Source organism: Luteimonas suaedae (genome assembly GCF_008312895.1).
Taxonomy (GTDB): domain Bacteria; phylum Pseudomonadota; class Gammaproteobacteria; order Xanthomonadales; family Xanthomonadaceae; genus Luteimonas; species Luteimonas suaedae.
In genome coordinates this window covers 1-12,468 of record NZ_VSSP01000002.1, presented here as the reverse complement: position 1 = coordinate 12,468, position 12,468 = coordinate 1, and the positions used below count along the sequence as shown (strand labels likewise).

At 69.8% G+C, this 12,468-nt stretch carries 10 protein-coding genes; 4 read left to right on the top strand and 6 right to left on the bottom strand.

What is annotated here, in order from left to right; genetic code table 11:
* Nucleotides 1-325: 325 nt before the first annotated feature.
* The 6 genes from tsf to FXO19_RS04215 form a co-directional block, all read right to left on the bottom strand.
* Nucleotides 326-1,204 (bottom strand): translation elongation factor Ts, encoded by an 879-nt coding sequence (gene tsf / locus FXO19_RS04240; protein ID WP_149193851.1) that lies wholly within the window; start codon nucleotides 1,202-1,204, stop codon nucleotides 326-328.
* Nucleotides 1,205-1,341: 137 nt separating this feature from the next.
* Nucleotides 1,342-2,268 (bottom strand): 30S ribosomal protein S2, encoded by a 927-nt coding sequence (gene rpsB, locus FXO19_RS04235; protein WP_255516291.1) that lies wholly within the window; start codon nucleotides 2,266-2,268, stop codon nucleotides 1,342-1,344.
* Nucleotides 2,269-2,636: 368 nt separating this feature from the next.
* Nucleotides 2,637-3,647, bottom strand: coding sequence for a Csu type fimbrial protein (locus tag FXO19_RS04230; protein WP_149193850.1), 1,011 nt, complete (start codon nucleotides 3,645-3,647; stop codon nucleotides 2,637-2,639).
* Nucleotides 3,644-5,995, bottom strand: a complete 2,352-nt coding sequence (locus FXO19_RS04225) for a fimbria/pilus outer membrane usher protein (protein WP_187775622.1) — start codon at nucleotides 5,993-5,995, stop codon at nucleotides 3,644-3,646. Before FXO19_RS04225 ends, FXO19_RS04230 begins: the two co-directional genes overlap by 4 nt.
* A 1-nt stretch (nucleotide 5,996) precedes the next feature.
* The gene (locus FXO19_RS04220; protein WP_149193848.1) at nucleotides 5,997-6,740 is read right to left on the bottom strand and encodes a fimbrial biogenesis chaperone; all 744 of its coding nucleotides are present in this window, start codon (nucleotides 6,738-6,740) and stop codon (nucleotides 5,997-5,999) included.
* A gap of 15 nt (nucleotides 6,741-6,755) precedes the next feature.
* Nucleotides 6,756-7,256 (bottom strand): Csu type fimbrial protein, encoded by a 501-nt coding sequence (locus FXO19_RS04215; protein WP_149193847.1) that lies wholly within the window; start codon nucleotides 7,254-7,256, stop codon nucleotides 6,756-6,758.
* Nucleotides 7,257-7,493: 237 nt separating this feature from the next.
* On the opposite strand from FXO19_RS04215, the gene map reads away from it, so the two are divergent.
* The 4 genes from map (at nucleotide 7,494) to FXO19_RS04195 (ending at nucleotide 12,341) form a co-directional block, all read left to right on the top strand.
* Nucleotides 7,494-8,276 carry a type I methionyl aminopeptidase gene (map, locus tag FXO19_RS04210; protein ID WP_149193846.1) on the top strand — a complete coding sequence of 261 codons (783 nt, stop codon included), beginning with the start codon at nucleotides 7,494-7,496 and terminating at the stop codon, nucleotides 8,274-8,276.
* A gap of 11 nt (nucleotides 8,277-8,287) precedes the next feature.
* Nucleotides 8,288-10,900, top strand: coding sequence for a [protein-PII] uridylyltransferase (gene glnD / locus FXO19_RS04205; RefSeq protein WP_255516290.1), 2,613 nt, complete (start codon nucleotides 8,288-8,290; stop codon nucleotides 10,898-10,900).
* A 23-nt stretch (nucleotides 10,901-10,923) separates the two neighbouring features.
* Entirely contained in the window at nucleotides 10,924-11,790 is an 867-nt protein-coding gene (gene dapD / locus FXO19_RS04200) for a 2,3,4,5-tetrahydropyridine-2,6-dicarboxylate N-succinyltransferase (protein ID WP_255516289.1), read from the top strand.
* 185 nt (nucleotides 11,791-11,975) lie between these two features.
* On the top strand, nucleotides 11,976-12,341 hold the full coding sequence (locus FXO19_RS04195; protein ID WP_149193843.1) for a Spx/MgsR family RNA polymerase-binding regulatory protein: 366 nt from the start codon (nucleotides 11,976-11,978) through the stop codon (nucleotides 12,339-12,341).
* The last annotated feature ends 127 nt before the right edge of the window (nucleotides 12,342-12,468 follow it).

Sequence of the window (12,468 nt, the reverse complement as noted above, 5' to 3'; positions counted from 1 at the left end):
TCGCGGCTTCTGATTGCAACCATCGCGCTCGACGCTGTAGAGGGCCTGATCGAGATCCTTGAGAAGATCTTCGGTGCTAGCGAACAGGCCGCTATCGCCCCCTGGCAAGCCCGGCGGAGAAGGTGATGTACAGCGGGACGCCGTCGACCAGCGCCATCGGCGATCAACGGCGGCTCCGAGGCGGATGGGACGATCGTCGGGTGTTATCGGCCTGCGGCTGCGGAACGGCAGCCCGTACCCACAAGCGGGCGGATCCGCCTGGGGCACAAGAAAAAAGCCGCGGCATGCCGCGGCTTTCTCATTTGTGAGGTGGCGGTTGGGAAGATCAGGCCAGCCCGGCCTGCTTCATCACCTCGGCGGCGTAGTCCTCGACCACCTTCTCGATGCCCTCGCCGACGGCCAAGCGCTGGAAGCCGACGACGTCGGCGCCGGCGGCCTTCAGCGCGGCCTCGACGCTCTGGTTGGTGTCGAGCACGTAGGGCTGGCCGTAGAGGGTGACTTCGTTGACGATCTTGTTGAGCTTGCCGCTGATGATCTTTTCCAGGATTTCGGCCGGCTTGGCGCGGTCCTTGTCCGACATCTTGGCCAGCTCGATCTCCTTCTCCTTGGCGATGAAGTCGGCGGGGACGTCGGCGGCCTTGTTGTAGGGCGGGTTCATCGCCGCGACGTGCATCGCCAGGCCGCGCGCCAGTTCGGCGTCGCCGCCCTGGACTTCGACCAGCACGCCGATGCGGCCGCCGTGCACGTAGGCGGCGACGTTGTTGTCGCTGTCGACACGGGCGATGCGGCGCACCTGCACGTTCTCGCCGACCTTGGCGATCAGCGCGGCGCGGGCTTCCTCGACGCTTTCGCCGGAGGCGAGCTTCGCGGCCTTGAGCGCATCGACATCGGTGCCGCCGGAAGCGAGCGCGGCGTCGGCCACGGCTTCGGTGAAGGCGATGAAGTTCTCGTCCTTGGCCACGAAGTCGGTCTCGGAGTTGATCTCGACCAGCACGGCCTTGCCGCCGGCCTGGGCGGTGGCGATGCGACCTTCGGCGGCGACGCGGCTGGCCTTCTTGTCGGCCTTGGCGAGGCCGGACTTGCGCAGCGCCTCGGCGGCGGCGTCGATGTCGCCGTTGCTCTCGGTGAGCGCCTTCTTGCACTCCATCATGCCGGCGCCGGTGCGCTCGCGCAGTTCCTTGACCAGGCTTGCGGTGATTTCCATTGGGGGTACCTCGATCGTGGGTGTTGCGCGGGAGCGCTCGACAAGCGCGATACCGGGCCGTGGGCCCGGCGCACCCGTTGGGGCGCTCCTGCGGGAAAGGCGGCTGCGCACGGTGGCGCAGCCGCGTGACGTAGCGGTTACTCGGCGGCCGGGGTTTTTTCCGGCGCGGTCGCGGCGGTATCCAGCTCGCCGGTCTGGGCGGTGTTGGGCTCGGCGGCTGCGACCTCGGCAGCGGAAGTCTGCTCAGCGGCGGTAGCCGTGGACGTGGCTGCCTGCTTCTCCGGGGCCTTCTTCGCGGCGCTCTTCCTGGCCGGGGCGCGGCGCTTGTCGCCATCGCTGCCGTCGGTGAAGTCTTCCTCGCGGACCGTGGCGGCCGAAGGCGCGGCAGCCTTGCCCTCGAGCACGGCATCGGCAGCAGCGCCTGCGTACAGCTGCACGGCACGGATGGCGTCATCGTTGCCGGGGATGGCGTAGTCGACCAGGGCCGGATCGTAGTTGGTGTCGACCACCGCGACCACCGGGATGCCGAGCTTCTTGGCCTCCTTGATGGCGATGTCCTCGTGGCCGATGTCGATCACGAACAGGGCGTCGGGCAGGCGGTTCATTTCCTTGATGCCGCCGAGCGAGGCCAGCAGCTTTTCGCGCTCGCGGCGCAAGCCCAGCACTTCGTGCTTGACCAGCTTGTCGAAGGTGCCGTCGGTCTCGGCGGCCTCGAGTTCCTTCAGGCGGCCGACCGACTTCTTCACGGTGGCGAAGTTGGTCAGGGTGCCGCCCAGCCAGCGCTGGGTCATGTACGGCATGCCGCAGCGCTCGGCCTCTTCCTTCACCGCCTCGCGCGCGCTGCGCTTGGTGCCGACGAACAGGATGATGCCGCGCTTCTGGGCGATGGCGGAGACGAAGTTCATCGCGTCGCCGAACAGCGGCACGGTCTTCTCGAGGTTGATGATGTGGATCTTGCCGCGGGCGCCGAAGATGTACGGCGCCATCTTCGGGTTCCAGTAACGGGTCTGGTGGCCGAAATGCACGCCGGCCTCCAGCATCTGGCGCATGGTGATCTGGGGCATTGCCTGAAACTCCTGATAATGGAACCGGCCGCCGGCCATGGATGGGATAGGGCGGTACGCCCGCGGGCGGGCGAAGGTTCCGGGGTTGGGCCTCCCCGTCGCTTCCGTGACCGAACCCGGTGCGGGTCGCGGAGACGGGCTCCGGTTCCTGCAACAGGCACCCCGGCACGGACTGTGGCGACGGGTGTGGATTTGCCGGTGACGCCCGGCATCGGCGGCGTGGGGAGCGAAAGCTGCCTACACAGCCGACGAATCATAGCGCGGACGGGCGGAAGGAGCAATTGCTGCGGATTATCGATATCCGGGGATTCCAGGCGCATGGCCTTTCCCGCGAAGAGAGTGGACGCGAAGGTATGCCGGGAACCGCCTCAATAGGTGACGGTCACCGTGATCACGTCGCGGTAGTTGCCGGCAGGGACCACCTGGGTGGCCGGCACGCGGCCGTAAATCGTCAGGGTCTGGGCGCTGCCGGTTCCGGTGCCGGGAACGGTATTGGTGCCGGCGGTCGCTCCCCAGCGCTGGGTGCGGCCTGGATCGCGGTACAGCTCGTAGTTCACATAGCTGCCGGTGGTCCCCAGGCGCATGCGTCGGATGTTGCCGCTGGCGTTCTGGCCGTTGTTCAAGGCCACGTTCCAGGCGGTGCGGCCGGTGCAGGTGAAGGTGATGGCGGAGGTCTGGTCACGGTTGGCGCTGATGCGGCCGGGCACGGTGCCGAAGGCCAGGTTGGTGGCGGTGGAGATGGTGCAGTTGTTGGGGACGGTGGCGCTGGCGGTGAAGGGGAAGGTGGTGCTGCCACCGCCAATACCGCCGGAACTGCAGGATGCCGGCCATGCCGGCGTACCGAGCAGTGCTTCCGCGTAGCGGAACTCCATGAAGGTGTGCCCGCCCGTGAACGGGTTGGTGTAGCTGCCGGCCGCCAAACCGGTTTGGGCGAAGACGCGCCCGAACAGGTTGGCGGTGACGCTGCCGCTGCCCCCCAGCAACGGCACGCTGTACTGCAAGTCGATATTTAGCGGCGACGGAAAGCTGCCATTGCCCCAGGTCAGGGTGCGGGCGGCGTCCCGGTAGATCTGGAACTGCAGCGGGTCGCCGAAGGTGTTGGTCATGCGCCTGGGGTTGAAGTGGCCGGGGCCGTTGACGCCGTCGCCAATGTACAGGCACATCCTGACCCGGACGCCGGCGGCCAAGGACAGCCCGAAGGTGTTGCAGGTGATAGTGACGCTGCCGTTGCTGTCGGCATTCGCCGCTCCGGTGACGGTGCCGAACGCCAGCGGTGTCGTGCTGGCGGTGCATGTTGTCGCAGCCTCGGCGCTGGGCGGCGCACAGTACAGTCCGACCAGGGTCAAAGCGAGGACGACGAGGCTCCGGGAATGGATCATGGCGATGGCTCCATGCAGCGCAGGGGCCCGATCCTGGGGACGGTAGCAGCCACCGCCTGCGGATAGTCGAACGTGGCCTCGCAGGCGCGTCCGGGCAGTTCGACCCGGACGCGGTTGCGTGGCCGCAGTTGCTCGAGGTAGGTCTCACCGTCATAGCCCACGATGGCCTCGCTGGCGGCGCCGTCGACGAGCCGCACACGGCTGCCCAGCGGCAGCGGCCGGCCATCGGCGTCATGCAGCACCAGCACCGCGGCATGCACCGGCCGGACCTCGAAACGCACGCGGGTGCCAGCGCGGTCGCTGGGAGTGGCCAGCCGGTCGACCTCGGCGATGCGGACGTCGGGCGGCAGATCCATCGGGTCGATCGACAGCTTGTTGCGCTGCCAGGCGTTGAGCCGGGTCACCAGCAGCATGCCGCGCTCGTCGGTGTGGCCGATCACGCGATTCTCGAGCTTGACCGGGATGCCGGCGACACCGTCGGTGGAGACCACCGCGAACGCGTCGTAGACGCTGCGCGAGGCGAAGGTGCTGCCGCCCATTCGCACCAGGCTGCCGTTGGCCTGGGCATAGACGTGGCGGCTGTCGCCGTGGCGCACGACGCCGGCGCCGAGGCGTCCGTAGTCGCCGAGCCAGCCGGCCTCGGCCAGGCCGCCGCCGTCGTCATCGCCGGCGCGTCCCTGCAGCCGCCAGCCGAAGCCGCCGTCGCCGGGCACCGGCCGGGCAAGGTCGATCACCGCGTTGTCGCGGTCGCGGTCGCGCTGCCACGACAGGCCGAGCTGGTGGTCGGAACCGAGCGGCACGACCACGCCCAGGTACAGGCTGCGGTCGTCGCTGTCGTCGAGGTTGCGGTTGACGGACAGATTGGCAGACCAGCCGCCGGCGAAGCTGCGGCTCCAGAACAGGCCGGCATAGCGCGACGGCTGGAGGTCGGGGTCGGGAGTGTCGAGCCGCACGTAGCTGAGGCTGAAGTTGCCGAGCGCGGCGCTGGTGATGCCGGCCAAGGCCCGTTCGCTGCGCGACGGCGGCGGCGCGCCGTAGAGCGAGGCGATGTCGCGGTAGTCGCCGCGGGTGCGGCGGCTGTCCAGCGAGACGTTGAAGCGGCGGTTGTTCCAGCCGTAGCCCAGCGCGCTCTGCGAGCCGCGGGCGCCGTCGTGGGCGCTGCGCGCATGCGAGGCGTTGAACACCCCGGCCAGGCCCAGCAGCCAGGTGCCGCCGACCCCGGCGTTGACCAGGCCGGCGCCGGTTTCGGCGTGGGCGTCCCAGGTGAACCGATCGCTGGCGCCATAGCGGAACGTGCCGCTGGCGATCGGATCGCCGCCGTAGGAGAACGACCGCAGCCCGTAGTCCTCGCGCACCGCGCCCAGGCTGGCCGACCAGTCGGACAGGCCGCGCGCCAGCAGGCGCTGGGTGGAATAGAACGGAAAATCGAGGGTGCGCACGCGGCCGAAGGCATCGGTGACGACCATGTGCGCATTGCCGGCGCCGGTCAGGCCCGGCACCGGGGTCAGCTGGAACGGCCCGACCGGGGCGCTGCCGCTGTATTGGCGCACGCCGTTGACGTACAGCTCGACCTCCGACGGAACCGCGGCCTCGCCGAGGAATGCCGGCAATGGCGTGGTGATCCGGTACGGCTGCAACCCGTAATTGCGCCCGATCTGCAGGCCGCCGATCCGCACCGGCCGGGTCCAGTCGAGAAAGCCGGTGAAGGCATCGCCCAGCGTCACCGTCACCGCCGACTCCGGGAACGACAGCTGCCAATGGGTATCGAGCCGCACCGAGTCTCCGCGCCAGCCGCGGCCGTCGCCGTCGCTGCGGTAGCCGCGGGCGACCGCGGTATTGCTCAGCACGCCGCGGCCGATGCCGAACAGGCGCAGTTCCGAGGTCGCGGTGAGGCTGCTGCCGGCGTCGCTGTCGGTGGCGTACAGATCGTAGTTGAGCAGGGCGCCCGGCGCCGCTTCGGTGGCCACCGGCGCGGGCGCGTCGCCGCCGCCGAGCGCGGTCGTGCCGAGGGCGAGCTGCGACAGCGGCGCGTCGATGGCGACGCGCTGCCGCGCCGCGTCGTAGCGCACCCGGGTGCCGGGAATGCCGTCGAGCGCCACCGGTTCCCCGTCCGCGTGCGCCGGCAGGCGGAAACCGATGCTGCGCAATGCGGCGGCGTCGGCATACAGGCGGCCGTCGCGCTGCTCGAACGCCAGCAGCTGCGGCTGACGCGTCTGGTTGAGGATCACTTCCAGGTACAGGCGCGTGACCGCCCTGCCCTGTGTTGCCGCCGGGCTCCCGGTGGCGGGCAGCTGGGTGGCGCCGGTCCGGGCCTGGACGACGGGTACCGTGGCTGCCAGGAGCAGCACATTACCGATCCAGGACCAGCGTGCGTTCAACCGCTTCCCCATTGATCCTGGCCTGGAACGTCCCGCCGGAACCCGTCCCGAGACCGGCCGGCAGCGCCCAGCGGCGGTTGCGGCCGGGCAGCACGTAACCGGACAGACCCGCGGCGATGACCAGGCGGTCGCCATCGGGTCCGACATGGGCGAGATCCGAAACCTGTGCGCGCCCGTTGCCGAGGTTCTCGAGTTCCAGGAAGCGCGCTTCCGGGCCGCCGGCCAGGCGTGCGTGCAGCACCGGAGCGGTCGTCTGCCGGCTCTGCGGGGCAACGAAGACCGGGATCGAGTAGCGCAGCACGAAACGCAGTCCCTTCGCCTGCGGTTCCGGCCCGTCCGGCTGCTCCAGCGGCAGCTCGTCGACGATCACCCGGTAGCTGGCCTCCACCTCGGCCGGCGGCGGCCCGAGGCGGATCACCCGCACGAGTTGCTCGCCGCCGGGCGGCAGTTCCAGCATCGGTGGGCTAATGGCCAGTTCGGTGGTCGGCTCCAGGACGTCTTCGCCGTTGGCCTGGGTCCAGCGGAACACCCGGACCTGCGCATGCAGCGGCGCCTGGCCGTTGTTGCTCAGGACCAGGCCGTCGGCGCTGCGGTCGGCGGGCACGACGACGGTGGTCGGCGTGACCTGCAGGCTCGCCGCGCCGGCGACGGCGCTGGCAAGCAGCAGGGCGGCCACGCAACCGGTCCGCCATCTGTTGCCGAGCAGCGGCGACATGGCGTTTGCGCGACCTTAGTAGGTGATCGTCGCCGTCACAGTGTCAAGGTAAGTCGCCGCCGGAAAGTTGGCGCTGGGCACGCGGCCGTAGACGGGAAAGGCCTGCACCGCGCCGGTGCCGGTGCCGGCCAGGGTATTGGTGTCGAGGGTGTCGCCCCAGACCACCGTGCGCCCTGCGTCCTGGTAGAGCTGGTAGGGCACCAGGGTGAGGCCGTTGGCCATGGCGCGCGCGGTGATGCCGCCGCCCGCTGCGTTAAGGCCTTCGTTGAGGGCAATGTCGTAATCGGTTCCCGGCGTGCAGTTCACGTTGAGCTGGCCGGCAGCGTCGATGTTGGTCGCGGTGGACGCGTTGGTGCCGAAGTCGACGTCGGTCGCGGCGGGGGTGTCGATGCTGCAGGCGCTGGCGATGGTGATGGTCACGTCGAAGGTGGTGGAGGCCGACTGCGCGTATGCGGCCGAGGACAGTCCGACACAGGCGATGGCGGCTACGGCGACGAGCGACTTGAGGGTGTTCATGGGCATGTTCTCCGCGAATGACGACTGTTCCGGTTGGGCCGGACTCTGCTACGAGTCATCAGCACAATACATGCCAACCGCGCTAGGCACAGGTGACGATGCCCGACACCAGCGGTGGCCCGGCCGGAGATCGCGATCGTGTCAACAAGTGACGCTGAACCGGGGGCGGGTGCCCGGTTTTTACCTGCCGGCGCCCCCTGTGCCCGGCCTGTCGCCGCAATCGGCGATAATGGCCCCATGAGTATTTCCCTGAAGACCCCCGAAGAGATCGAACGGATGCGCGAGGCCGGGCGCCTGGCCGCCGAGGTGCTGCAGGTGGTCGCCCCGCACGTGAAGCCGGGCGTGACCACCGATGAACTCGACCGCATCTGCCACGACCACATCGTCCAGGTGCAGGGGGCGACGCCCGCCAATATCGGCTATCGCGGCTATCCCAAGTCAACCTGCATCTCCGCCAACAACGTCATCTGCCACGGCATTCCCAGCGAAGCCAAGGTGCTCAAGGACGGCGACATCATCAATATCGACGTCACCGTCATCAAGGACGGCTGGCACGGCGACACCAGCCGCATGTACTACGTCGGCGAGCCGTCGGTGATGGCCAGGCGGCTGGTCGAGGCCACCCGCCGGGCGCTGTTCGAAGGCATCCGCGCCGTGCGCCCCGGGGCGACCCTGGGCGACGTCGGCCACGCGATCCAGACGTACGCCGAAAGCGAGCGCTTCAGCGTGGTGCGCGAGTATTGCGGGCACGGCATCGGCAAGGTCTACCACGACGAGCCGCAGGTGCTGCACTACGGCCGGCCCGGCGACGGCCTCGTGCTCAAGCAAGGTATGACCTTCACCATCGAGCCGATGATCAACGAAGGCTCGCGCCACACACGGGTGCTGCCCGACGGCTGGACCGTGGTGACCAAGGATCGCAAGCTGTCGGCGCAGTGGGAGCACACCATCGCCGTGACCGCGGACGGCTTCGACATCCTCACCCGGATCCCGGGCGACGACAACGACCAGTATCTCTGAGGATGGGGTCGGTGCAGCCTCCGGCGTACCCCAACGGCGGTGATCAGGCCGACGACGCCGCATGGGCCGCGGAAGCGCGCGCTGCGCTGGCCGATCACGATGCCGAGCTCGCGCGCCGTTTCGACGCAGGCGAGGACATCGACCGGCTGCTGGCCGAGCGCGTCAATGCGGTCGACGGCTGGGTGCGGCAGACCTGGGCGCGCTGCATTCCGTCCGACGCGCCGCTGGCGCTGTTCGCGGTCGGCGGCTACGGCCGCGGCGAGCTGTTCCCGCATTCGGACATCGACGTGCTGGCGCTGGCGGAGGAGGGTTCGCAGGCGCGGCATGCCGATGCGCTGGCGCGGCTGTTCGCCTTGCTGTGGGACGCCGGCCTGCCGGTGGGCCATGCCGTGCGCAGCGCCGCCGAGTGCACCCGCGCCGCCGCCGACGACCTGACCGTGCAGACCACGCTGCAGGAGGCGCGGCCGCTGCTGGCCAACCTGGCCGAGGTGCGCACGCTCAACGACGCGATCTCGACCGCGCGCACCTGGCCGCCGGGTGAATATTTTGCGGCCAAGCGCGAAGAGCAGCGCGCGCGCCACGCGCGCTACGGCGACACCGCCGACAATCTCGAGCCCAACCTCAAGGACGGTCCCGGCGGCCTGCGCGACGTGCAGACCCTGCGCTGGATGGCGCGCCGCGTACTGGACGCCTACGGCTTCGAACAGCTGATCACCCTCGGCCTGCTGGGCGTGGACGAGCACGCCACCATGGAGCGCGAACGGCGCACGCTGTCGCGGCTGCGCTTCGGCCTGCACCTGGTGGCCGGCAAGGCCGAGGAACGCCTGCGCTTCGATCATCAGAAGGCGCTGGCGGCGCGCCTGGCGCATGTCGACGAGGCCGACAACGCGCTGGTCGAGCAGATGATGCAGGCGTTCTACCGCAGCGCCTCGGTGGTGCTGCGCCTCAACGACCGCCTGCAACAGCGCTTCGAGGAGCAGATCGAGGGCGAGGGCGAGCTGGTGCCGCTGGACGCCGAGTTCGCCACCCGGCGCGGCTACCTGGCCGCGCGCGACGAGGTCTGGCCGGGCGGCGATGTCGGCCGCGTGTTCGACCTGTTCGCGATCTGGGCCGAGCGCCCCGACGTGCGTGGCCTGCATTCGCAGACCGCACGCGCGCTAGCCGAGTCGCTGCACGCGCTGCCGTCCTGGCGCGATGCGGAGCCGGAGCTGCGCGGCCAGTTCATGGCGCTGCTGCGCGGCCCCACGCCGGTGCGCACGCTGGAGCGGATGTCGCGCATGGGCGTGCTCGGGGTGTGGATTCCCGAGTTCGCGCAGGTGTCCGGGCGCATGCAGTTCGACCTGTTCCATGTCTACACGGTCGACCAGCACACCCTGGCGGTGCTGCGCAACATCGCCAGCTTCGCTGACGAGAGCCCGGACGAGCGTTTCTCCACCGCGCACGAGGTCTGGCCGCAGCTGCGCAAGCCGGAACTGCTGTTGCTGGCGGGCCTGTTCCACGACATCGCCAAGGGCCGCGGCGGCGACCATTCCGAGCTCGGCGCCACCGATGCGCGCGAGTTCTGCGAGGGCCATGGCCTGAGCGACGCCGACGCCGCTCTGGTCGAATGGCTGGTGCGCAAGCACCTGTTGATGTCGACCACCGCGCAAAAGCTCGATACCTCCGATCCGGCGGTGATCCACCGCTTCGCCAGCGAGGTCGCCGACCGCGAGCGGCTCGATTACCTCTACCTGCTGACCTGTGCCGACATCGCCGGCACCTCGCCGCGGCTGTGGAACGCCTGGAAGGACCGCCTGCTGACCGACCTGCGCACCGCCACCCGGCTGGCGATGCGGCGCGGGCTGGAGAACCCGGTGGCGGCGGTGGAGCGCGTGGCCGAGACCCGCGACCGCGCGCGCGGCCTGCTGTCCGCCTACGGCGTCGACGACGACGAGGCCAATGCGCTGTTCGCGCGGATGCCCGAGAACGTGTTCCTGCGCGGCCGCGCCGACCAGGTCGCCTGGCAGGCATTGGCGCTGCGCGGCACCGCACCCGGCGACACCGTGGTGCGCGTGCGGGGACTGGCGGCGGGCGCGCAGGCGCTGGAAGTGTTCGTGCATTCGCGCGATCGCGACGGCCTGTTCACCGCGATCGCGATCAGCCTGGACCGCAGCGGCCTGGCGATCCAGCAGGCGCGCGCCATCGACGGGCCGGGCGGCACGATCTTCGACGTGTTCCAGGTGCTGCCGACCGACCCGCGCCACGTGCCGGACCTGCCGGCGATCGAACGCAAGCTCCACACCGTGCTCGCCGGATCGCTCGACGTGCGTCCCGCGCGCCGCGCACAGCCGCGCCACCTGCGCCATTTCCGAGTGGTACCGCAGATCGACTTCAGCGACAGCGCCGACGGCCGCCACACGGTCTTCAGCCTGGTCTGCACCGACCGTCCCGGGCTGCTGGCCGATGTCGCCCACGTGCTGCGCCTGCAGGGCCTGCGCGTGCATGACGCCCGGGTGGCGACCTACGGCGAACGCGTCGAGGACGTGTTCCGGCTCGCCGCCGGCAACGACGCGCTCGACGAGGCGCGGCGCGAGTCGCTGCGCGAGGCGCTGCTGGCGGTGCTCGACGGCGATGCCCCCCGATGATTCCTGCCGAGACCGACACCGTCATGACCGAACCGACCTTCACCGCCGATGCCGCCGCGCTCGAGCTGCTCCGCGCCACCATCGACAGTGCCTTCGAACGCCGCGCCGCGCTCACGCCTGAGGAAACCGCCGGTGCCGTGCGCCCGGCGATCGAAGAGGCGATGCGTGGGCTGGAGGCCGGCGCGCTGCGGGTCGCCGAGCCCGACGGCGACGGCGGCTGGCGCGTCAACGAATGGTTGAAGAAGGCGGTGCTGCTGTACTTCCGGATCAACGACATGGCCGTGATCGACGCGGAGCCGGCGCCGTTCTGGGACAAGGTGGAAGCGCGCTTCGCCGGTCACGACGAGGCGGCGTTCCGGAACCTGGGCGTGCGCGTGGTGCCCGGCGCGGTGGCGCGGCGCGGCAGCCATCTGGGCCGCGACGTGGTGCTGATGCCGAGTTTCGTCAACATCGGCGCGTACGTCGGCGCGGGCACGATGGTCGATACCTGGGCCACGGTCGGCTCCTGCGCGCAGGTCGGGCGCCACTGCCACATCTCCGGCGGCGCCGGCATCGGCGGCGTGCTCGAGCCGCTGCAGGCCGCGCCGACGATCATCGAGGACCACTGCTTCATCGGCGCCCGCTCGGAGGTCGTCGAGGGCGTGATCGTCGGCCATCACAGCGTGATCGGGATGGGCGTGTTCCTCGGCCAGAGCACGCGCATCTACGATCGCGCCACGGGCGAGATCGCCTACGGACGGGTGCCGCCCGGCAGCGTCGTGGTCGCCGGTTCACTGCCCGCCGCCGACGGCAGCCATTCGCTGTACTGCGCGGTGATCGTCAAGCGGGTGGACGAGCGTACGCGAGCGAAGACCTCCGTCAACGAACTGCTGCGCGGGTTGGCGGACTGATCTCCGCTTCCCGTAGGAGCGCGCCATGCGCGCGATGCCGCGGGTGTCGGCAGGATCCGGTGGACGCCGCGATCCTGGACCGGCAGGCACGCCGGCCACCGGAATTTGCGGGCGGCGAAATGCCCGCGGCTTCGCGCGCATGGCGCGCTCCTACAATGGGTGCTCCAGAATCTCCGGGATGGGACATGACCACGCTGTACGGACTGAAGAACTGCGATACCTGCAAGAAGGCGCGCAAGTGGTTGGACCGCTTCGGCGTCGCGCACGATTTCGTCGATTACCGCGAAACGCCGCAGGCGCTGGCAACGCTGGCCGATTGGGCCGGCCAAGCCGGGGGCTGGGACGCGCTGATCAACAAGTCCTCGACCACTTGGCGCACCCTGCCGCCGAACCGCAAGACGCCGGGCACCGAGGCCGAGTGGAAACTGCTGCTCAAGGAGTATCCGCAGCTGATCCGGCGCCCGGTGGTGGTGACCGACGACGGCGTCGTCACCCAGGGCTTCAGCGACAATGGCTTCAAGAAGCGGTTCGGACAGGAAGGCGCCGGGTGATGAGCGGTCGACGGGTGGGCGGGGGTCGAGCTGGATCCCGGCCTACGCCGGGATGACGAGCGATTACGCTCACTCCTCACTCCTCACTCCTCACTCCTCACTCCTCACTCCTCACTCCTCACTCCTC